Below are 20,518 nucleotides of genomic sequence, written 5' to 3'. Positions count from 1 at the left end.
GCAGCCAGGTGGCGGCACAAGAGATTGGCCAGCTGGCCAGCAACTCGGTGGGCATGGCCGAACGGGCGGGCAAGCTGCTCGACGAGATCGTGCCCGCCACCCGCCGCACGGCTGAGTTGGTGCAGGAAATCACCGCGGCCTCACAGGAACAAAGCGCCGGGGTGGGACAGGTCAATGCGGCCATGGGCCAGTTGAACCAGATCACCCAGCAAAACGCCAGCGCCTCCGAAGAACTGGCCGCCACCGCCGAGGAAATGAGCAGCCAGGCCGACAACCTGCAGCAGCTCATGGCCTTCTTCAATTTGGGGCATGGGACCAAAGCCGCCCAAAGGAATTTCTGACAGGCAAATCAGAAATTCCTGACGGCCCACGCGACGGAAAGTCCATATTCTCAAGCCCTGTGATCGGCCTTGTGTCCCGCGGCCATGGGCTGCGGTTGCGCTCCTCAGCTATCAAAGAAGGAGCAGTTTCCGCATACATATAAAGCGTCAGATGGCAGAATTCATTCAAAAGAAAACTGTGACAGAAAATGGACCACGCGGGACTTGGGAGGGCAGGATGGAACGCACAGCAGCCCTGACGCCACCCACCCCGTCTCCGGCTGGCGACCGGCCCTTCGGCATCGCATGCCTGGACCACTTCAGTCAAAGCAGCCTCATGTCATTCCGCGCCAGCCTGCTGCTGTTGCCGCTGCTGGTCTTGGGCTTGTGGGAGCGCCTGCCACGGGGTGATTTGCTGACCTGGATGTTTGCCGTTTGGGCCACGCAGGCTGGCCACGAGGTCTATTCGCGGGCCTACCGCAAGCACCGCAAACCGGAGGTGGCCGACCATCGCCGCTGGCTGTGTGGTTTTTGGGTGGGGGCCGTGGTGGTCGGCGCCTGTTGGAGCCTGCCCTTCCTTCGTATGGATGCACTGTCCCACGACGCGGTGTTTCTGCTGGTCTGTGCCATTGCCGGGGTGACGGCCTATGGAGGTGTGGAGCGATCCAGCGCGCTGTCGGTGGCCCTGGTGTTCGAGTTCGCGACGCTGTTGCCGGTGACGACCTGGTTGTTCTTGCAAGGCTCAGACATCCACCGGACCATGGGCATGGCGTCGTTGCTGTACCTGGTGCTGCTCGTGCCGCTGCTTCGCAGGATGAACCAGATGGTCACCCGCACGCTGGCGCTGAACGACGAAAACCACCGCCTCAACCGGGCACAACAGGCATCTCTGGAACAGCTGAGCCGCAGCGAGGAGGAGTACCGCACACTGGTGACCAACCTGCCCGTTGCCGTGATTCGCTGCGATGCCGAGTGGCGCTACCGCTACATCAACCCGTTGGCCGAACAGGTGCTGCGCCAGCATTTCAGTACGGAGTGCCTGCAAACCCCACAGGCCATGCCCGAGCGATACAACCACGCCATGGCCGAGGTGATGGCCACCGGGAAAGTCGTCGAGTTTGAACTCACCGAGGAAGTCTCGCCAGACCACAGGCCCGTGCATTTCCAAGTCCGCATCGCCCCCGAATGCGACGGAGAGGGAAAGGTCACCGGCACGCTAACCACCTGGTTTGACATGACCGAACACCGGCGCATGGAGGACGACCTCCAGATGAAGAAGCAGGTGCTGGACCATGCCCATGACAGCATCTACCTGATTGACGATCTGGGGCGGTTTGTCTACGTCAACGACGAAGCCTGCAGGGCATTGGGGTACTCCCGCGACGAGTTGCTACACATGGGCGTCCCCGACATCGACCAAGCGTATTCCGTTGAAGACACCCACGCGGTGGGGCTGCAAACCCAGACAAATGGCTCTTTCGCATTCGAAACACAGCACCGCAGGCGTGACGGCAGCCTTTTCCCTGTGGAAATTCAGGCGTCAGCGTTGGTGCACCGGGGACGGCACCTGGGCTTGGCGGTGGCCCGTGACATCAGCGAACGCAAGGCCATTGAGCAGGCATTGCGCCACAGCGAGGGCATGCTCAACGAAGCCCAGCGCATCGCCCATGTGGGCAGTTGGGACGTGGACATGGTGCACGACAAGCTCAACTGGTCTGACGAGCTGTTCCGCATCTGGGAAATCGACAAAACAAGCTTCAAGGCGGACTTTGCAGCGTTCCTCGACACGGTGCATCCGGACGACCGGGCGCGTGTTCAACAGGCCTATGACGACGCTGTGCTCAAACACGAACTGTATGAAGTGGAGCACCGCCTGCTGTTCCCGGATGGCCGGATCAAGCACATCCTGGAACGAGGTGAGCCGCAATACGATGCCCAGGGCAAGCCGGTGCGGTTCATCGGCACCTCGCAGGACATCACCGAACGCAAGCGACTGGAAGATGCTCTGACAGAGCGCGAGCGCGAGTTCCGCAGCCTGGCAGAAAACACGCCAGACAACATCGCCCGCTGGGACACGGCCGGGCGCTACCTCTACGTCAACCCCACACACCAACGCTTGCTGGGCCGCACACTGGACGAACTGGTGGGCCAGTTCATCCCCGAGTCCCATGATCAGATACGGGCAGCCCTCCAGCAGGTGGTGTCCACGGGACAAGCCGTTTGCGCGGTCCGCCAAGCGGCCACGGTCCAGGGCGTGAAGCAGTTGCACGATGTGAGCCTGGTGCCCGAGTTCGACGCATCCGGCAAGGTCGTCAGTGTGTTGGGCATGGGCCGGGACATGACCAGCGTCTACCACCTGCAAGAGGCCATTGGCAACGAACGCGCCACCCTCCGCGCCTTTTTCGAAGCCTTGCCAGCCCTGGCCTGGATGAAGGACTCGGACGGGCGTTACCTGGCCTGCAACCCGGCCTTCGAGCAGCTTTACGGGACGACAGAAGCGACCATCCTGGGCAAAACCGATTTCGATTTTGTGGATGCAGAACTGGCCACATTCTTCCGCCAAAAGGACATGGAGGCCGAGGCTGCGGGCCAACCCTGCGTCAACGAAGAATGGGTGACCTTCGCCAGCAACGGTCGACGGGCGCTGATGGAAACCGTCAAAACCCCTGTGCTCAGTGCGGATGGCAAGACGATCGGCATCATTGGCGTGGCAAACGACATCACCGAGCGCAAGCGAGCGGAACAAGCCCTGCAGGAACGTGGCGATTTGCTCAATGCCATCGTCAACAGCTCGCCCGACATCATTGTTTTTGCACTGGACAGGGACTACCGCTACATCGCCTTCAACGTCAGGCACCGGCAGGTGATGAAAGCCATCTGGGGCAAGGACATTGCGGTGGGTAAAAGCATGCTGGAGGTGATTGGCGACCACCCCGACCGCGAAACCGCCCGGCAAGGCTTTGACCGGGCCTTGGCGGGTGAAAGCTTTGTGGACGAAAGCGCTTACGGCCATGAAGCCATCTCCCGCGAGTACTGGCAAACGTTCTGGTCCCCCATCCGCACCCCTGCCGGCGAGGTCACGGGTCTGACCTGCTTCGTGTTGAACGTGTCGGAACGTCGGCGGGCAGAAGAGTCGTTGCGGCGTTCCGAGCAACTGATGCGCACGGTGATCGATGCCACGCCAGACTGGATCTTCGTCAAGGACCGGGAGCATCGTTACCACCTGGCCAACAAGGGTTATGCAGACGCCTTGCACATCACCCCCAACGACTTCCTTGGGAAGGATGACCTGGAACTGGGCTTTCCTGAGGCGCTGGTGAAGGGCGATCCTGCCCAGGGCATCCGGGGGTTTTGGGCGGACGATCGGCTGGTGATGGAGCGCAACGAACCCCTGGTCTTCTCCGACGATCCGGCCACGATCAATGGCGAAATCCACACCTTCCACACCATCAAGGTCCCGCTGTGCGACGACGAGGGAACCCCCTGGGGCGTGCTGGCATTTGCGCGTGACATCACCGAGCGCAAGCAAGCCGAAACCCTGTTGCAACAGCGGTACGAGCACATCGTGGAGTTGCACGCACGCCTGGAACAAGACGCCCGCCTGCTCGAAGAACAGGCGGGGAAATTGGCCAAGCGCGAACAGGAGTTCCGCACGCTGGTTGAAAACTCGGTGGACACCGTGGCCCGTTATGGGCGGGACTTGCGCCGTCTGTATGTCAACCCGGCGTTTGCAGCGCTGGTCGAAGGTGGCGCTGCTGCACTGTTGGGGCGCACTCCCTCCGAGTGTCCTGGCGGGCCCCATGCGGCCACGTACGAACGCAAACTGACCGAGGTGTTTGTCGGCGGAAAGGGCACCACATTCGAATTGCAATGGCAGGATGGAAACGGCCAGGAAATGTGCAGCCTGATCAACCTGACGCCGGAGTACGACGCCCAGGGCCAGGTGGTCAGTGTGCTGTCGGTGGGACGCGACATCTCGGAACTGAATGCCTTCAGGCACAAGATCCACCAGATGGCGTTTTACGACCCGCTGACCGAGCTCCCCAACCGCGCCTTGTTCAATGACCGCTTGCGGCACATGATCAACGATGCCGGATGGCACGGACAGCAAGCCGGGCTGATGATGATGGACTTGGACCGCTTCAAGGCCGTGAACGACACCTTGGGCCACTCAGCGGGTGACGAGTTGCTGCGAGAAACCGCCGCACGGCTGAGCACCTGCGTGCGCACCTACGACACGGTGGCCCGGCTGGGAGGTGATGAGTTCGCCTTTTTGCTGCCGGAAATCCGTTCAGGCGAGGATTTGGGGCGTGTTGCCGCCAACGTCTTGGCGGTGCTTCAAAAGCCGTTTGTGCTGGCGGGCAAGGAAGTGTTCGTGTCATGCAGCATCGGCATTGCGCTGTACCCCAACGACAGCACCGTGGCGGACGACCTGCTGAAGTTTGCCGACTCCGCCATGTATTTCGCCAAGCGCTCGGGACGCAACAGCTTCCGGTTCTATTCGCGCGACCTGACGGAAAGCTCGCACGAGCGCCTGGAGCTGGAATCCGACCTGCGCCGCGCGGTGGAGCGCAATGAACTGGAACTGTTCTACCAACCCAAGGTGAGCCTGAACGATGGCACCCTGGTGGGCTCCGAAGCGCTGCTGCGCTGGAACCACCCGCAACGCGGCATGATTCCCCCCAACACGTTCATCGGCATCGCCGAGGACAGTGGCCTGATCGTGGACATCGGTGAGTGGGTGTTGTGGGACGCTTGCCGCACCGCACGCCAGTGGAACGGCGACGGCAAGCCCTTGCACCAGGTGGCCATCAACCTGTCGGCGCGTCAGTTCCAAGGGAGCGATCTGGTCGAAACAGTGTCACGCGCACTGCGGGAAAACGATTGCCAGGCGGCGTGGATCGAATTGGAAATCACCGAGAGCCTGTTGCTCGACGACGAGCGTGGCGTGCTCGACACGTTGAACAGCCTCACCGCCATGGGCATTTCCATCGCCATCGACGACTTCGGCACCGGCTACTCGGCGCTGAGCTACCTGGCCCGGTTCCCGATTGGCACCCTGAAAATCGACCGGTCGTTCATCAGCCACGTCACCACCGACAAATACCGGGCAGAGTTGGTGAAGGCCATCCTGTCCATCGCCCACTGCCTGGGACAGCAAGTGGTGGCCGAAGGGGTGGAAACGCAGGATCAGGCCGATTTCCTGCGTGCCCACGGTTGCCACGTGGCCCAGGGCTACCTCTACGGCAAACCCATGCCGATGGCGGCGTTCGAGGCCCTGACCACCGGCTGAACGGTCACCCCTCAGTTCAGCCCAAAACGCACCCGCAGCTCTTCGAGCCGGGTGCTGCCCACGGGCGTGGTGCGCAGGGTTTTCATTTCGCGCTTGAAACCGGCGGCATCGAAAAAGCTCAAAGCGCGGTCGTTGCGGGCATACACCCAGGCGGTGACTTCGGTGAAGCCTTCTTCCTCACAGGCGTCGCGGGCGGCGTCCCACAGGGCCAGGCCACAGCCGGTGCCCACCAGATCGGGGCGCACGTACAGCGCCCACAGTTCGCCCACGGTGGGCTTGGATTTGGGGTCGCGCGAGCGGTCGAACGCCACGAAACCGGCCACCTTGTTGTCGCCGTCCACGGCCAGCAGCACCTGGGGTTCGGCGTATTCAATGGCTTCTTTCCACATGGCCAAGCGCTTTTCCACGGACAGTCCGGCCAGGTCTTCGGCAGACAACAGATCGGCATAGGCGGTTTGCCAGGCTTTGACGTGGAGTTCGGCGATGGCTTTGGCATCGCGTTGGGTGGCGTTGCGGATGGTGTAGGTCATGAGAGAACAGTGCGCCAAATCCGGCGCAAAAAGGGCGGTATTGTGCCGCGGCCTCGTATGATTCCATTCATGATCCGATTCCACGCACTCAAACCCCCGACCCTGGCGGGGCTGGCCTTGCTGTTCATGGCCCTGTCCGCCACCGCCGCGCCCCGGGCGGGTGTGTTCAAAAACCTCGAAGGCGAGGTGTCCATCCTGCGGCAGGGCCAAAGCCAGCCCGCGCTGTCGGGGGCCGAGTTGATGGAGGGTGACCGCATCGTCACCGGACCCAAAGGCGCTGCGGCCATGACCCTGGCCGACGGCACCGTGCTGACCGTGGGCCCCAACACCAGCCTGGACCTGACCCACCACACCTACGACGCCACCACCCAGCAAGGCAGCCTGCTGCTCAACCTGTTGCAAGGGGCCATGCGCATGATCACCGGGGCCATGGGCAAGGCCAACCCCGAGTTGATCAAGCTGACCACCCCCACGTCGGTCATTGGGGTGCGCGGCACCGATTTCATCGTGGAGGCCAACCCATGAACGCCCTGTCACGCGTTGCCCCCTGGTTGCTGCTGGGCGTGCTGGCCGGTTTGGGCGGGTGTGCGCCCATGCCCAGCGCCCCACCGGCCAAACCCAAGGTGTCGGTGGTGCTGCTGCCCCAGAAGGATGCCCAGGGCCAGCCCATTGCCACCGCCGTGGACGTGAAGACCGGCCCCCAAAGCCTGACGCTGGACCAACCCTTCGCGCTGGCCGAGTCCGGGGCCAATGGCCAGCTGAGCCAGCGCACCGCCTCGGCCGATGAAGTGCAGGCCCGCTACGCCGACCTGCTGCGGGTGCAACCCCCGTCGGCAGAAAGTGCCACGCTGAACTTCCTGCCCAATAAAGCCGAGCTGACGCCCGAATCCGAGCAACAGCTGGCCGAGCTGATCCTGCGCGCCCGGGTGCGGGCTGGAGGCGAAATCGTGGTGGTGGGTCACACCGACCGCACCGGCACCCTGGAGCAAAACGATGCCTTGTCGCTCAAGCGCGCCCAGGCCATCGCCGCCCGCTTCAAGGCCCAGGGCTTCCCCGAAGCCCTGATCACCGCGGTGGGCCGCGGCGAGCGTGAGCCCCTCATCCCCACCGCCGACGAAGTGGAAGAGCCCCGCAACCGCCGGGCCGACATCATCATCCGCTGAGGAGCCTCCATGTCCCAACGACTCAACGTCGGCCTGCTGACCGGTGGCGGCGACTGCCCCGGGCTGAACGCGGTCATCCGCGCCGTCACGCAGTGCCTGATCCGCCAATGCAACGCCCGGGTGCTGGGCATCCACGACGGCTTTGCGGGCCTGATGGAAAACCACGTCGAGCCCCTGACCTGGGAGCGTGTGGACGACCTGCTGGCCGTGGGCGGCACCGTGCTGGGCACCACCAACCGCCTGAGCCCCTTGGACAGCGAGGCCGCCACCCAGAAGGCCCTGGACAACGCCCAGGCCCTGGGGCTGGATGCCCTGGTGGCCATCGGCGGTGATGGCACCCTGACCATTGCCCACGCCCTGGCCCAGCGCGGCCTGAACGTGGTGGGCGTGCCCAAGACCATCGACAACGACATCGAAGGCTGCGAACGCAGCTTTGGTTTTGACACCGCGGTGGCCACCGTCACCGACGCCCTGGAGCGCGTGCACACCACCGGCCAAAGCCATGGCCGGGTCATGATCCTGGAAACCATGGGCCGCCACGCGGGCTGGATTGCGCTGGAAGCCGGCCTGGCCGGTGCCGCCGACGTGATCCTCATCCCCGAGATCGACCACGACGTGGACCTGCTGGCCGCCTTCTGCCGCGAACGTGAAGAGCGCCACCAGTTCACCCTGATCTGCATGGGCGAAGGGGCCAAGGCCCGCGGTGGCAGCCTCACCTACGACAACCCGCTGCCCGGCAGCGCGGCCAAACCCCGCCTGGGCGGGGCCGCCATGGTGCTGCGCGACCAGTTGCAACCCCTGGTGCGCAGCGAAGTGCGTGCCACCGTGCTGGGCCATGTGCAACGTGGCGGCAGCCCCACGCCGTTTGACCGCGTGCTGTCCACCCGCTACGGCGTGCATGCCGCCAACCTGGTGGCCCAGCGCCAGTTCGGCCGGGTGGTGACGCTGCAACACGGCCAGTTGGACACCATCAGCCTGGACCGCGTGGCCGCCAAGCAGCGGCGCATTCCCGCCGATGACCTGCTGCTGCACACTGCACGCCAGTTGGGGGTGTGTTTTGGCGACCAGGCCATCTCCACCCCCTGACGGGCCTTGCCACGTTTGACCACTGCGAACCTTGACCACCACCACCGCCCCCGTCCCCCACGAAAGCCGCCTGGCCAAGGCCCTGCGCGAGTTGCTCAACACCCAGCGCGTGGCCAGCCTGGGCACCCTGGGCGACGACGGCCTGCCCTTCGTGTCCATGGTGCCCTTTGCCATCGAGCCCGGCAGCGGCATTCTGGTCATCCACGTGAGTGGCTTGGCCGCCCACACGCCCAACCTGCAACGCGAGCCTCGCTGCACCGCCATGGTCATGCAGCCTGAAGTGCCCGACCAACCTGTGCACGCCCTGCCCCGCGTGACCCTGGCCCTGCACGCCGAAACCCTGGCCTCCAGCCACGACCTGCACAGCGCCGCCCGGGCGGCCTACCTGGCCCGCTTCCCCGACGCCGAACCCATGACCGCGCTGCCCGATTTCCGTTTTGTGGCGCTGCACGTCACCTCGGCCCGCCAGGTGGCGGGTTTCGGCGCGGCACGCTCGGTGGACGCCGAAGAGCTGCACCTGGCCCTGCGCATGCCCAGCACCCCCGCCGTGCTGCACTGAGCGCGGCCCATGCAGCCCGACCTTTCTGCCTTGGGCGCGGTGCGCGTCCTGCACGCGGACGAGCACCTGCTGGTGCTGGACAAGCCCGCGGGCCTGCTGTCGGTGCCGGGCCGCGGCCCCGAAAACGCCGACTGCCTCTCGGCCCGCGTGCAAACCGTGTGGCCCGACGCGCTGGTGGTGCACCGCCTGGACATGGCCACCAGCGGCCTGCTGGTGATGGCCCGCGGCATCGAAGCCCAGCGCCGCCTCAGCCACGCCTTTGCCCAGCGCCACACCCACAAACGTTACGAGGCCGTGGTGTGGGGCCTGCTGCAAGAGCCCGCCTCTCCCGCCTCGCCCGCCCCACCCGACTGGCAGCGCATTGACCTGCCCCTGGTGGTGGACTGGCTCAACCGCCCGCGCAGCATCGTCAGCCACACCCTGGGCAAACCCAGCACCACCCTGTGGCGGGTGATGGCGCACGACCCCGCCAGCCACACCACCCGGGTGGACCTGCGCCCCATCACCGGGCGCTCGCACCAGCTGCGGGTGCACCTGCAGGCCCTGGGCCACCCCATCGTGGGCGACAACCTCTATGCCCCGCCCGAGGCCCTGGCCGCCTCGCCACGCCTGCTGCTGCACGCCTGCGACTTGAGCCTGCCCCACCCCGCCAGCGCCGAGGTGACACATTGGCACAGCGCGCCGCCGTTCTGAATTCATAATTACCAGGTTCAATTCATCACACGGAGCCTGGTCATGAGCAGAGAAGTCGTCGTTGTCAGCGGTGTCCGCACCGCCATCGGAACCTTTGGTGGCAGCCTCAAAGACACCCCGCCCACCGAGCTGGGCGCCCTGGTGGTGCGCGAGTCCCTGGCCCGTGCCGGGGTGGAGGGCAAGGACGTGGGCCATGTGGTGTTCGGCCACGTGGTCAACACCGAACCCAAGGACATGTACCTGAGCCGTGTGGCCGCCATCAACGGCGGTTGCGCCGAGGGCACCCCGGCCTTCAACGTCAACCGCCTGTGCGGCTCGGGCCTGCAGGCCATCGTGTCGGCCAGCCAAAGCATCCTGCTGGGTGATGCCGACATCGCCATCGGTGGCGGGGCCGAAAACATGAGCCGCGCCCCCTTTGCCAGCCTGAACATGCGCTGGGGCGCCCGCATGGGTGACACCAAGATGGTGGACATGATGATCGGCGCGCTGCACGACCCCTTCCACACCATCCACATGGGCGTGACCGCCGAGAACATCGCCGCCAAGTGGGGCATCAGCCGCGACGACCAGGACGCCCTGGCCGTGGAAAGCCACCGCCGCGCCCAGAAGGCCACCGAGGCCGGGTATTTCAAGGGCCAGATCGTCCCCGTCATGCTCAAGTCCCGCAAGGGTGAGGTGGCCTACGACACCGACGAGCACTTCCGCCCCAACTGCACGCTGGAGGACATGGCCAAGCTCAAGCCCGTGTTCGCCAAGGAAAACGGCACCGTCACCGCCGGCAACGCCTCCGGCATCAACGACGCCGCCGCCGCCGTGGTGCTGATGGAAGCCGGTGTGGCCAAGGCCCGCGGGGCCCAGCCGCTGGCGCGTTTGGTGTCTTATGCCCACGCCGGGGTGGACCCCAAGTACATGGGCATCGGCCCGGTGCCCGCCACCCAACTGGCCCTGAAAAAGGCCGGTCTCACGGTGAACGACCTGGACGTGATCGAGGCCAACGAAGCCTTTGCCGCCCAAGCCTGCGCCGTCAGCCGCGACCTGGGGCTGGACCCCGCCAAGGTCAACCCCAACGGCTCGGGCATTTCACTGGGCCACCCCATCGGGGCCACCGGTGCCCTCATCACCGTCAAGGCGCTGCACGAGCTGCAACGCATCCAGGGCCGTTATGCGCTGGTGACCATGTGCATTGGCGGCGGCCAGGGCATCGCCGCCATCTTCGAACGCCTGTGACGGCCCACCCCGGGCTGCGCCGGGGTGGCGCGGTCCGGGAGGCTCACCCGGCAATTACTCCTGATTTGATAGCTGTTTACGCTTTATATAAAAGCGCTATAGGCCAAAAAAGCTTTCAATTCTCCGCTCCACCCTGGGGCGCGGAAGGTTCCTGAAAACCGTCGCGCCGCAGGGTGATGACCAGGGTGTCGCGCCAGCCCAGCTGATCGGGCACGGCAGGTTGAATGGGGGTGCTTTCGTGCACCACCCGCTCGTCGTCCAGCCACAGCAGTGACCAGGGCTCGGCCAGGGTGAAGCGCTGGCCCTGCGGGCCCTGGGCGTCAAACACCCGGGTTTCGCCACCCTTGATGCCGTGCCGGTCCACCAGGAACACGGCCACAAAGTCCATGCCGTCGCGGTGCGCCCCTTCCGGCGTGGGGCGGCCAATGCCCCCTTCGGTGTCGATGCGAAACACATGCGCCTCGACAAACCACTGCCGAATGTGGGGCTTGCACGCCGTGGCCAGGCGGGCCAGCGACGACAGCAGCGCACGCCACACCGGGCTGTCGGCCTGCTCGGGCACCACCGGGGCAAACCAGCGGTTCATGCCGCCGTGCAAGGCGTTGTAGTCCAGCGGCTGCCAGTGGGCGCGGTGGGGCACGTCGCGCAACTCACCGTCGTCGATCACATACGACGCATGTCGGCGCTTGCGGTAGCGCCCACCGTCTTTCAGGTGTTCGTCATGGGGAAGGTCATTCCAATGGCCTTGCAGGCTGGCCAGGGGCAGCTCGCCCAACACGCCCTGTACCCCGGGGCCGTCCAGCACGGCATAACCTTGCCGGGCCGTGCTGGCCAGCACCGCGGGCAAGTCATGGCAGGGGGATGGAGGGGCGATCAAGGGCATGGCGAGGTCCGAAAAAACGGGGTTGACTGAAGGGCTGACTGAAGGCACGCAGTCTAGCCGTGCGCCCCACCGCGGGCAGCGCACATGTCTGCGCCAGATCAACGCCAAGCCCTGGCGACGGTGACAAGCTTCCACCCCTGACCGCACGTTATGGAGACCGTCATGACCCTTCTCACCTGGTCCGAGACGCTGTCTGTGGGATTCGCCCCCATGGACGCCTTGCACAAGCAGTTTGTGGAGCAGCTGACCGTGGTGGAAAACTGCCCTGACGCCGAGCTGCCCCAGCATTGGGCGCAGCTGATCGAATGCACCCACCAGCTGTTCGACCGCGAAAACCGCTGGATGGAGCGCAGCCATTTCGGCTCCAGCCAGAACCACACCTTGCAACACCGGGTGGTGCTCAACGTCATGCGGGAGGGCTTGGCACAAGCCCAGCACGGGCAGAACCAGGACGTGCGGCGCATGGCCGCCGAACTGGCCAGTTGGTTTGCCAAGCACATCCAGTCCCTGGATGCCGCCCTGGCCTTGCACCTCAAGAGCTGCGGCATGCCCGACACCGTCACCCTGCACTGAACCACAGCCCCCGGGCGGGAAAACCATGATGCCGCCGCACACGCTCGCACGTACATTCGATTTGATCTACATCAAGGAGATGGTGCATGAGCCCTGCTGTGTTGCCGCACCCGGCCCCCACGTCGGTCCGTGAGGACGCCTCCGCCGCCCTCCCCCCCTCCCCCAGCACCGACACCGCCGACGGCTACGTGCCCTACGTCGAGCCCGAACGGTCCTCCATCTTCAGTTTGAAGCTGGCCACACTGGACGCGGGCGCACCGCTGCGCTGGGTGCGTCAGGGCTGGCAAGACTACCTGTGCTGCCCCAAATCCGGCCTGTTCTACGGCCTGGCCTTCTTTGTGATGGGGCATGCCCTGTGGTCTGTGTTCAAGGCGGCCCCGGCCTACGTGATGGCCCTGAGTGCGGGCTTCTTGCTGATGGGGCCTTTCCTGTGCCTGGGGCTGTACCACGCCAGCCGCAGCATCCAGCAAGGGCGCAGGCCTTCCCTGCGCGAGTCGCTGCTGTCCTGGTTGCCCACCAAGGGGGCCATGGGCATTTTTGCGGGTGTGCTGCTGGTGCTGGAGATGCTGTGGGGGCGCGCGTCGCTCATCGTGTTTGCGGTGGCGTTCACGCCCATCCCCGGCATGGAAGACACGCTGGGCCAGCTCATGGACCCCGAAAATTACGGCTTTGTGGCCACCTACGTGGCGGTGGGCGGGGTGTTTGCCGGGCTGATCTTCAGCCTCAGCGTCATCGCCATCCCCATGATCATGGACCGCCAGGTGGACGCGGTGTCCGCCGCACTCACCAGCCTCAGGGCTTGTGTCCAGAACCCGGGCGTCATGCTGCTGTGGGGGGCCATCATCACGGTGATGGTGGGCCTGAGCATGCTGCCCTACTTCATCGGCCTGATCATCGTCGGCCCCGTGATTGGGCATGCCACCTGGCACGCCTACCGGGACATCGTTCCACCAGAGGCAGACACCGCCGCCTGAGCCTCGCGCTCGCGGTCCTGCAGCACCCGCCACATCACCTTGCCACTGCCACTCTTGGGCAGGGTGTGCGCAAACTCCACCACGCGGGGGTACTTGTAGGCCGCCATGTGGTCGCGGGCCCAGGCCACCAGGTCTTCTTCGGTCACCTGGTGCTCGAAACCGGGGCGCAGCACCACCACCGCCTTGACGCTTTCACCGCGGTAGGCGTCGCGGGTGGCGATGACACAGGCTTCGGCCACCGCAGGGTGGCGGTACATCAGGGCCTCCACCTCGGCAGGCCAGACCTTGAAGCCACTGGCGTTGATCATGCGCTTGAGCCGGTCGGTCAGGAAAAAGTAGCCGTCCTCGTCCTGGTGCCCCAGGTCACCCGTGCGGAAGTAGCGGCGGCCCTGTCGCTCGAAAAACGCCTGTTCGGTGGCGTCGGGCCGACGCCAATAGCCTTGGAACACCTCGGGGCCGCTCACCACGATTTCACCCTGCTCACCCACCGGCAATTCCTCCAGCGTCTCGGGGTCGACGATGCGGGCATCGGTGCTGAGGAACGGCACACCCAGGCACTGCTGCTTGGGGTGATCGGGCGGGTTGGCATGGGTGGGGGCGGCCGTTTCCGTCAGGCCATAACCTTCCACATAACGCAGGCCGTACTGCTCCAGCAGGCGCTGGGCCACGGCCTGGGGCATGGCCGCGCCACCCCCACCGATGTAGACCAGGCTGCTGAGGTCGTAGGATGAAAAATGCGGGCTCGCCAACAGATCCATGACCATGGTGGGGATGTTGGTCCAGTGCGTCACCTTCCACTGTGAGATGAAGCGGCCCGCCAGGTCCCGGTCCCAACGGGGCAAAACCACCATGGTGGCGCCCCCGTACACGCTGGCATGCACCCCCGACACCATGCCCGTGATGTGGAACATGGGCACCACCAGCAGGGACACGTTGTCCGCCGAGCCATTGCCCCACACGTTGGCCGCCACGGCGTTGTGCATGACGCTGGCATGTGGGTGCACACACCCTTTGGGCAGCCCGGTGGTGCCACTGGTGTAGGGCAGCACGGCCATGTCGGACGGCTGGCGGTCGTGCTCAGGCAGCGGATGGGCGCAGCCCAGAACGTCTGTCCAGGCGCTCAGGCTCACCGGGGCCGCCGGGTCTGCGTGGGCGGCCAGGGCTGCCAGCGGGTGGCGCGGGGCCAGCCAATCGAGCCATGCCGTTGGCACCGCCAGGGCCTGGAGTTGGGCCCGCCATGCATCGGCGGTGTCCTGCCCATCGGGCAGCGGCGCCAGGGCATCGGTGTAGTGGGACACCATCAGGTGGCTCAGGCGTTGCGGCGCGGGCAATGAGGCGTTGGCCTGCATCAATTCAGCCGCCAGGTCGGCCGCCACGATGGCCACCTTGGCCTCCGGGTCGGTGATGTAGTGGCGCAGTTCCTGCGCCTTGTTCATGGGGTTGACCGGCACCACCACCGCGTTGGCGCGGAGGATGCCGAAATGCGCCGCCACCCACTGCGGGCTGTTCTGCAAAAGCAAGATGACCCGATCGCCGGGCCGGACCCCTTGGGCATGCAGCCAGGCCGCCACCCGTTCGGCCTGCTGCTGCAACTGCCGGTAGCTGAGCACTTGCCCCAAGAACACCGTGGCCGCCTTGTCGGGGTAGCGCAGCGCACTGACGGCCAGGTTGTGCCACAGCGAGGTGGCCGGCGGGGTGATGCTGCGGGGCAACCGCGCAGGCCAGTGTTGAGGCTTGGACAGACCCGCGTCAGGATTCGGATGAGCGTCGGCGGTGTGGTCCATGGGCAATGTCTCCAGATGGTGGAATGAAGGCCGTTTGGCTCCGCAGCGTAATCAGCACGGGCCGGGCGCACAACACGGGGCCAGTCACGACGGCGACCGCGTGGCCACCGCACGAAAGCCGGTCGCATCGCCGAAAAGTCTGACAAATTCCTGAACAAGCACTGCACAAGGCACGGGATGTGCTTCATGATGATCGACGGTGCAGCGACGCGGTTATTTCATGCAGTTCTTGCATGGAACTGCCGCGTAAACCCCGATGCTCCCCGGAGTGGTGCAGGGCTAAAGTTCGCCGCTGTTCGGCACGGCCCGAAGGCGGTGCCTTCCCCCCGTCGGTGTGTTTTTCTTCTTTCTGGAGATTTGTTTCATGTCCTTCCGTACGATCAAACTGGCCGCTGTGGCCATGGCTGTCGCCGGCACCCTGGCCAGCGCCCCCGCGTTTGCAGGCAAGACACTGGACGCCATCAAGGCCCGCGGCCAGGTGGTGTGCGGCGTGAACACGGGCTTGGCCGGTTTCTCGGCCGCCGACTCCAACGGCAAGTGGACAGGCCTGGACGTGGACGTCTGCCGCGCCATCGCCGCCGCCACCCTGGGTGACGCCGAGAAGGTGAAATACGTGCCCCTGAACGCCCAGCAGCGCTTCACCGCCCTGCAATCTGGCGAAGTGGACGTGCTCTCCCGCAACACCACCTTCACCCTGAACCGCGACGGCGCACTGGGCCTGCACATGACCGCCGTCACCTACTACGACGGTCAAGGCTTCATGGTGCCGGTCAAGAGCAAGATCAAGAGCGCCAAGCAACTCAAGGGTCAGACGGTGTGTGTGCAGTCCGGCACCACCACCGAGAAGAACATGACCGACTACTCCAAGGCCAATGGCCTGAACCTCAAGCCCGTGGTGTTCGAGAAGCTGGAAGCCGCTGAAGGTGCCTACTTCTCCGGTCGTTGCGTGGCCTACACCACCGACGCCTCCGGCCTGGCTTCCACCCGCAACAAGGTGGCCAAGGACCCGTCCGAACACGTCATCCTGCCCGAGCTGATCTCCAAGGAACCCCTGGGCCCCATGGTGCGCCGGGGTGACGACGAGTGGTTTGCCATCGTCAAATGGGTGATCTACGGCCTGGTGGAATCGGAAGAGTACGGCCTGACCCAGGCCAACGTGCTGGCCGAAAAAGCCAAGAGCACCGACCCCGTGGTGCAACGCATCACCGGTGCCACCGAAGACACCGGCAAGAACCTGGGCCTGGACCGTGACTGGATGGTGCGCGCCCTGCAAGCCACCGGCAACTACGGCGAAATCTTCGAACGCAATGTGGGTCCCAAGAGCGCCCTGGGCCTGCCCCGCGCCCTCAACAACCAGTGGAAGAACGGCGGCCTGATGTACGCCTTCCCGGTTCGCTGATCGGACCCACCCCAAACCACCGTTCGGTCTTGCCTCGGCAGGCCCGAACGGTTTTTTTTGATTCCCCTTTGAACGGCGGAGTGCCTGTCCCGTGACCCCCTCCACCCCTTCCTCCCCCCCCAAGACACCGTGGTCCTGGCGCAGCCAGGCGTTCCGCGGCCTGGTGTACCAGGCTGTGGCCCTGGTTGCCATTGCCCTGGCGGTCTGGTTCCTGGCGCACAACACCCTGGAGAACATGCGTGTGCGTGGCATCCAGAGCGGTTTTGACTTCCTGCTCCAGCCCGCCGGGTTCGACATCGGCGAAAGCATCACCGGGTTCGACTCGTCCGAGTCCTACCTCAAGGCCCTGTTGGTGGGCTTGAGCAACACGCTGCGCGTGGCCATCCTGGGCATCATCATGACCACCGTGCTGGGCACCCTGCTGGGGGTGGGCCGGTTCTCGCGCAACGCCCTCATCCGCGGCCTGTGTTCTGCCTATGTGGAGCTGTTTCGCAACATCCCCGTGCTGCTGCAACTGCTGATGTGGTACCTGGCGCTGACCGAGCTGCTGCCCGACACGCTGGAGCCCTGGCAGGCCGGTCCGTTCTTCCTGAGCAAGGGAGGCCTGAACTTCCCCGCCCCCGTGTGGGCCGCAGGGCATGTGTGGGCCTTGTGGGGTCTGGTGGCCGGGGGCGCCCTGGTGTGGCTCTACCGCCGCTGGGCGCATGCTCGCTTCGAGCAGACGGGCCGCCCCCAAAGCCTGTTCTGGGTGCCCCTGCTCATCGTCGTGGCCTGCACCCTGGCGGGCTGGGTGGCCGGTGGTGCGCCCATGGAAGTCAACGCCCCCATCAAAGGCGAATTTGCGGTGGAAGGCGGCTCAGCCCTGACGCCTGAGTTCATTGCCGTGCTGATGGGCCTGACCATCTACACCGCGGCCTTTGTGGCCGAAGTGGTGCGGGCGGGCATCCAGTCCGTGGCCCGCGGCCAGAGCGAAGCCGCCTCGGCCCTGGGCCTGAGCAAAGGCCAGGAAATGCGTCTGGTGATGCTGCCGCAGGCGCTGCGCGTGATCATCCCGCCCATGACCAACCAGTTCCTGAACCTCACCAAAAACTCGTCGCTGGCGGTGGCCATTGGGTACCCGGATGTGGTGTCCATCTCCAACACCGCCATCAACCAGACAGGGCGCGCAGTGGAGTGCATCTCCATCGTGATGCTGATCTACCTGACCACGTCGCTGACCACCTCGCTGCTGATGAACTGGTACAACGCCCGCGCGGCCATCCAGGAACGTTGAACCGGAGTCCGAGACGATGACTGCAAAAACCTTCGAACCGATTGCGCCACGTCCTGCACCGGTGCGCACCGACGGCCCGGTGGCCTGGGTCCAGCGCAACCTGTTTGCCGACTGGAAGACCTCCCTGGGCACGGTGGTCATTGGCGGCTTGCTGCTGTGGTACCTGCCCCAGTTGCTGACCTGGGCCCTGTTCACCGCCCAATGGAAACCCGATGCCCAGGCCTGCCATGCCGACGGTGTGGGTGCCTGCTGGGGCGTGGTGGCGGAAAAGTACCGCCTCATCCTGCTGGGCCGCTACCCGTTTGAGGAGCAGTGGCGCCCCGTGCTCGCCACCGTGCTGATGGTGGGCCTGCTGGCGGCCAGTTGCATGCGGGTGTTCTGGAAGTCGTGGCTGTCCATCCTGTGGGTGGTGGTGCTGGTCGCGTTCTTCACGTTGATGTCGGGCGGCGTGCTGGGCCTGACCAAGGTGGAAACCGACCGCTGGGGCGGCCTGCCGCTGACCATCCTGCTGGCCAGCCTGTCCATCGTGATGGCCTTCCCCATTGCGCTGGTGGTGGCGCTGGGGCGGCGCTCCAAGTTGCCCGCCATCCGCACCTTCTGCACCATTTACGTGGAGCTGATCCGGGGCGTGCCGCTGATTTCGGTGCTGTTCATGGCCTCGTTCATGTTCCCGCTGTTCATGCCGCCCGGGGTGTCCATCGACGTGCTGGTGCGGGTGCTGGCAGGCATCACGCTGTTTGCGGCGGCCTACATGGCCGAAGTCATCCGCGGCGGGCTGCAAGCCATTCCCAAGGGGCAGGTGGAGGCCGCGGCCACGCTGGGCCTGAGCTACTGGCAGACGCAGTTCAAGATCGTGCTACCGCAGGCGCTGGCCATGGTGGTGCCGGGGATCATGAACAACTTCATCGCCATCTTCAAGGACACCTCGCTGGTGACCATCGTCAGCCTGTACGAACTGACCGGCTCCATGGGCCTGGCCCTGAACTCCGACGCCGACTGGCGGCCCTACAAGATCGAGGGCTACCTGTTCATCGCCCTCATCTACTTCGCGTTCTGCTTCTCGATGTCTCGCTACAGCCTGTGGGTCGAAAAACAAGTCAATAAAAGCAAGCTCCGTTGATAGGAATACAACATGTCTGAACCCATCATCACCTTCGACAAGGTCAACAAGTGGTACGGCAACAACTTCCACGTGCTGCGCGACATCGACCTGTCCGTGGCCAAGGGCGAACGCATTGTGGTGTGCGGGCCTTCGGGCTCGGGCAAGTCCACCATGATCCGTTGCATCAACCGCCTGGAAGAGCATCAGCAAGGCACCCTCAAGGTGGACGGCATTGAGCTCACCGACGACGTGAAGGCCATTGACCAGGTCCGCAAGGAAGTGGGCATGGTGTTCCAGCAGTTCAACCTGTTCCCCCACCTCACCGTGCTGGAAAACCTGACCCTCTCGCCCATGTGGGTGGGCAAGGTGCCCAAGAAAGAGGCGGAGGAACGGGCCATGGCGCAGCTCAAGCGCGTGCGCATTGCCGAGCAGGCCCACAAGTACCCGCTGCAACTGTCCGGCGGCCAGCAGCAGCGTGTGGCCATTGCGCGGGCGTTGTGCCTCAAGCCCAAGATCATGCTGTTCGACGAGCCCACCTCGGCGCTCGACCCCGAAATGATCAAGGAAGTGCTGGACGTGATGATCGAGATGGCCAACCAGGGCATCACCATGATCTGCGTCACGCACGAAATGGGCTTTGCCAAGGCCGTGGCCGACCGTGTGATCTTCATGGATCAAGGCCAGATCGTCGAGCAGAACACGCCGCACGAGTTCTTCAACCACCCGCAAAACGAGCGCAGCCGCGACTTCCTGTCCAAGATCCTGGGCCACTGAGGCCCGCGGGCTGAAGCCAACCCGCAAAGTGCAAGGACTCAGCGGGGCGGCGAAGCGGGCAGCAACTGGGTTACCACCATCTTGCCGCCCTCGCTCACAACCCGGAACTTGACCTTGTCGCCGGGTTGGACGTTGGCCAGAATCCCCTTGTCTTTGACGGTGAACACCATGGTCATGCCCGGCATGTCCAGGTGCTTGATGTCACCGTGTTTGATGGTGATTTTTCCGGTGTTCGTGTCGACCTTCTTGACCTCGCCGTCGGTCAACGGCACCGCGGAAGCCGTGTCCATGGCGCTGGGGTCTGCCACCGGCTGAGCCCCGCTTTGGACGGGCAGGGTCAGGGCAATCCATGCGGTGGCCAAGGCCAAGATGAGTGAATGACGTTTCATGTGTTCAAGCGTAAGAGTTGAAAACCTGCGCTGATCCGTCTTTTTGAATCAGCAACACCTGGTATGCATCGTGGCGACCGCCATAGGCGGGACCATCCATGCCGGGAGATCCAATGGGCATGCCCGGTACCGCCAACCCCAGGGCTGGTGGTTTGTCCTTGAGCAACCGCAGGACATCGGCGGCGGGCACATGGCCCTCGATCACATAACCTTGCACCACCGCGGTGTGGCACGACGCGTACTTTTGGGGCATGCCCAAACGGGCTCGCACGGCGTTGTTGCCCTGTTCCTTGACCGAGACCACAAAGCCCTCGCGCTCCATGTGCGCAACCCAGTCCTTGCAACAACCGCAATGGGGGTCTTTCCAGACCTGCAAAGCCGGTGCCGTGCCTTGGGCGGCCAGGGCAGCCAAGGGCGCAACCCCCACCGCCAAAGAAGCCAGCAACAGCTGGCGCCTGTTGGTTGACTGAGAAAACTCATGACTTGGCATGACGCT

General features: G+C 64.7%; 19 protein-coding genes. 14 read left to right on the top strand and 5 right to left on the bottom strand.

The features are described 5' to 3' along the window. A partial coding sequence (locus ACYVB7_RS16500) for a methyl-accepting chemotaxis protein (RefSeq protein ID WP_460509561.1) occupies nucleotides 1–341 on the top strand: 341 nt, incomplete at its 5' end. A 217-nt stretch (nucleotides 342–558) separates the two neighbouring features. Beyond that, the gene (locus ACYVB7_RS16495; protein ID WP_460509559.1) at nucleotides 559–5,613 is read left to right on the top strand and encodes a sensor domain-containing protein; all 5,055 of its coding nucleotides are present in this window, start codon (nucleotides 559–561) and stop codon (nucleotides 5,611–5,613) included. Between the two features lie 11 nt (nucleotides 5,614–5,624). Here ACYVB7_RS16495 and ACYVB7_RS16490 read toward each other — a convergent pair whose 3' ends face one another. Beyond that, the gene (locus tag ACYVB7_RS16490; protein ID WP_460509558.1) at nucleotides 5,625–6,143 is read right to left on the bottom strand and encodes a GNAT family N-acetyltransferase; all 519 of its coding nucleotides are present in this window, start codon (nucleotides 6,141–6,143) and stop codon (nucleotides 5,625–5,627) included. 69 nt (nucleotides 6,144–6,212) lie between these two features. On the opposite strand from ACYVB7_RS16490, the gene ACYVB7_RS16485 reads away from it, so the two are divergent. From ACYVB7_RS16485 to bktB, 6 genes are read left to right on the top strand one after another with little or no spacing between them, the layout of a single operon-like run. After that, nucleotides 6,213–6,668: a FecR family protein gene (locus tag ACYVB7_RS16485; RefSeq protein WP_460509557.1), complete on the top strand. Its 456-nt coding sequence runs from the start codon at nucleotides 6,213–6,215 to the stop codon at nucleotides 6,666–6,668. After that, a complete protein-coding gene (locus ACYVB7_RS16480; protein WP_460509556.1) occupies nucleotides 6,665–7,306 on the top strand; it encodes an OmpA family protein in 642 nt (213 codons plus the stop codon). Before ACYVB7_RS16485 ends, ACYVB7_RS16480 begins: the two co-directional genes overlap by 4 nt. 9 nt (nucleotides 7,307–7,315) lie before the next feature. After that, nucleotides 7,316–8,392 (top strand): 6-phosphofructokinase, encoded by a 1,077-nt coding sequence (locus ACYVB7_RS16475; RefSeq protein WP_460509554.1) that lies wholly within the window; start codon nucleotides 7,316–7,318, stop codon nucleotides 8,390–8,392. Between the two features lie 31 nt (nucleotides 8,393–8,423). After that, complete coding sequence (locus ACYVB7_RS16470) at nucleotides 8,424–8,951, top strand: HugZ family pyridoxamine 5'-phosphate oxidase (RefSeq protein WP_460509553.1); 528 nt, start codon at nucleotides 8,424–8,426, stop codon at nucleotides 8,949–8,951. Nucleotides 8,952–8,960: 9 nt separating this feature from the next. Continuing rightward, nucleotides 8,961–9,644, top strand: a complete 684-nt coding sequence (locus ACYVB7_RS16465) for a pseudouridine synthase family protein (RefSeq protein ID WP_460509551.1) — start codon at nucleotides 8,961–8,963, stop codon at nucleotides 9,642–9,644. 42 nt (nucleotides 9,645–9,686) lie between these two features. Then, on the top strand, nucleotides 9,687–10,871 hold the full coding sequence (bktB, locus tag ACYVB7_RS16460; protein ID WP_460509550.1) for an acetyl-CoA C-acyltransferase family protein: 1,185 nt from the start codon (nucleotides 9,687–9,689) through the stop codon (nucleotides 10,869–10,871). 115 nt (nucleotides 10,872–10,986) lie between these two features. Here bktB and ACYVB7_RS16455 read toward each other — a convergent pair whose 3' ends face one another. After that, a complete protein-coding gene (locus tag ACYVB7_RS16455) occupies nucleotides 10,987–11,754 on the bottom strand; it encodes a 2OG-Fe dioxygenase family protein (RefSeq protein ID WP_460509548.1) in 768 nt (255 codons plus the stop codon). A 162-nt stretch (nucleotides 11,755–11,916) separates the two neighbouring features. On the opposite strand from ACYVB7_RS16455, the gene ACYVB7_RS16450 reads away from it, so the two are divergent. Next, nucleotides 11,917–12,327 (top strand): hemerythrin domain-containing protein, encoded by a 411-nt coding sequence (locus ACYVB7_RS16450; RefSeq protein WP_460509547.1) that lies wholly within the window; start codon nucleotides 11,917–11,919, stop codon nucleotides 12,325–12,327. A gap of 86 nt (nucleotides 12,328–12,413) precedes the next feature. Next, nucleotides 12,414–13,301: a DUF2189 domain-containing protein gene (locus tag ACYVB7_RS16445; protein ID WP_460509546.1), complete on the top strand. Its 888-nt coding sequence runs from the start codon at nucleotides 12,414–12,416 to the stop codon at nucleotides 13,299–13,301. On the opposite strand, the gene ACYVB7_RS16440 is transcribed toward ACYVB7_RS16445, so the two are convergent. Beyond that, complete coding sequence (locus ACYVB7_RS16440; protein ID WP_460509545.1) at nucleotides 13,259–15,085, bottom strand: long-chain fatty acid--CoA ligase; 1,827 nt, start codon at nucleotides 15,083–15,085, stop codon at nucleotides 13,259–13,261. The two genes, ACYVB7_RS16445 and ACYVB7_RS16440, sit on opposite strands and share 43 nt — an antisense overlap. Before the next feature lie 364 nt (nucleotides 15,086–15,449). Between ACYVB7_RS16440 and ACYVB7_RS16435 the strand changes: the two genes are divergently transcribed. The 4 genes from ACYVB7_RS16435 (at nucleotide 15,450) to ACYVB7_RS16420 (ending at nucleotide 19,633) form a co-directional block, all read left to right on the top strand. Continuing rightward, the gene (locus ACYVB7_RS16435) at nucleotides 15,450–16,484 is read left to right on the top strand and encodes an amino acid ABC transporter substrate-binding protein (protein WP_460509543.1); all 1,035 of its coding nucleotides are present in this window, start codon (nucleotides 15,450–15,452) and stop codon (nucleotides 16,482–16,484) included. A 91-nt stretch (nucleotides 16,485–16,575) separates the two neighbouring features. Continuing rightward, nucleotides 16,576–17,757 carry an amino acid ABC transporter permease gene (locus ACYVB7_RS16430; protein ID WP_460509541.1) on the top strand — a complete coding sequence of 394 codons (1,182 nt, stop codon included), beginning with the start codon at nucleotides 16,576–16,578 and terminating at the stop codon, nucleotides 17,755–17,757. Between the two features lie 16 nt (nucleotides 17,758–17,773). Beyond that, nucleotides 17,774–18,877: an amino acid ABC transporter permease gene (locus ACYVB7_RS16425; RefSeq protein ID WP_460509539.1), complete on the top strand. Its 1,104-nt coding sequence runs from the start codon at nucleotides 17,774–17,776 to the stop codon at nucleotides 18,875–18,877. 12 nt (nucleotides 18,878–18,889) lie between these two features. After that, a complete protein-coding gene (locus ACYVB7_RS16420; protein ID WP_460509538.1) occupies nucleotides 18,890–19,633 on the top strand; it encodes an amino acid ABC transporter ATP-binding protein in 744 nt (247 codons plus the stop codon). Between the two features lie 38 nt (nucleotides 19,634–19,671). On the opposite strand, the gene ACYVB7_RS16415 is transcribed toward ACYVB7_RS16420, so the two are convergent. Together ACYVB7_RS16415 and ACYVB7_RS16410 are read right to left on the bottom strand one after the other, a co-directional pair. Further along, on the bottom strand, nucleotides 19,672–20,022 hold the full coding sequence (locus ACYVB7_RS16415; RefSeq protein ID WP_460509537.1) for a copper-binding protein: 351 nt from the start codon (nucleotides 20,020–20,022) through the stop codon (nucleotides 19,672–19,674). A 4-nt stretch (nucleotides 20,023–20,026) separates the two neighbouring features. Then, a complete protein-coding gene (locus tag ACYVB7_RS16410; protein WP_460509536.1) occupies nucleotides 20,027–20,512 on the bottom strand; it encodes a DUF411 domain-containing protein in 486 nt (161 codons plus the stop codon). Nucleotides 20,513–20,518: the final 6 nt, after the last annotated feature.

The sequence above is a fragment of the Hydrogenophaga soli genome (assembly GCF_054777695.1).
This window is presented reverse-complemented; position numbering and strand designations above follow the sequence as displayed.

Excerpts from the sequence above, each read along its gene's own strand:
- ACYVB7_RS16495 (WP_460509559.1), top strand. The coding sequence starts at position 559 with ATGGAACGCACAGCAGCCCTGACGCCACCCACCCCGTCTCCGGCTGGC.
- ACYVB7_RS16490 (WP_460509558.1), bottom strand. The coding sequence starts at position 6,143 with ATGACCTACACCATCCGCAACGCCACCCAACGCGATGCCAAAGCCATC.
- ACYVB7_RS16485 (WP_460509557.1), top strand. The coding sequence starts at position 6,213 with ATGATCCGATTCCACGCACTCAAACCCCCGACCCTGGCGGGGCTGGCC.
- ACYVB7_RS16480 (WP_460509556.1), top strand. The coding sequence starts at position 6,665 with ATGAACGCCCTGTCACGCGTTGCCCCCTGGTTGCTGCTGGGCGTGCTG.
- ACYVB7_RS16475 (WP_460509554.1), top strand. The coding sequence starts at position 7,316 with ATGTCCCAACGACTCAACGTCGGCCTGCTGACCGGTGGCGGCGACTGC.
- ACYVB7_RS16465 (WP_460509551.1), top strand. The coding sequence starts at position 8,961 with ATGCAGCCCGACCTTTCTGCCTTGGGCGCGGTGCGCGTCCTGCACGCG.
- bktB (WP_460509550.1), top strand. The coding sequence starts at position 9,687 with ATGAGCAGAGAAGTCGTCGTTGTCAGCGGTGTCCGCACCGCCATCGGA.
- ACYVB7_RS16455 (WP_460509548.1), bottom strand. The coding sequence starts at position 11,754 with ATGCCCTTGATCGCCCCTCCATCCCCCTGCCATGACTTGCCCGCGGTG.
- ACYVB7_RS16450 (WP_460509547.1), top strand. The coding sequence starts at position 11,917 with ATGACCCTTCTCACCTGGTCCGAGACGCTGTCTGTGGGATTCGCCCCC.
- ACYVB7_RS16445 (WP_460509546.1), top strand. The coding sequence starts at position 12,414 with ATGAGCCCTGCTGTGTTGCCGCACCCGGCCCCCACGTCGGTCCGTGAG.
- ACYVB7_RS16440 (WP_460509545.1), bottom strand. The coding sequence starts at position 15,085 with ATGGACCACACCGCCGACGCTCATCCGAATCCTGACGCGGGTCTGTCC.
- ACYVB7_RS16435 (WP_460509543.1), top strand. The coding sequence starts at position 15,450 with ATGTCCTTCCGTACGATCAAACTGGCCGCTGTGGCCATGGCTGTCGCC.
- ACYVB7_RS16425 (WP_460509539.1), top strand. The coding sequence starts at position 17,774 with ATGACTGCAAAAACCTTCGAACCGATTGCGCCACGTCCTGCACCGGTG.
- ACYVB7_RS16420 (WP_460509538.1), top strand. The coding sequence starts at position 18,890 with ATGTCTGAACCCATCATCACCTTCGACAAGGTCAACAAGTGGTACGGC.
- ACYVB7_RS16415 (WP_460509537.1), bottom strand. The coding sequence starts at position 20,022 with ATGAAACGTCATTCACTCATCTTGGCCTTGGCCACCGCATGGATTGCC.
- ACYVB7_RS16410 (WP_460509536.1), bottom strand. The coding sequence starts at position 20,512 with ATGCCAAGTCATGAGTTTTCTCAGTCAACCAACAGGCGCCAGCTGTTG.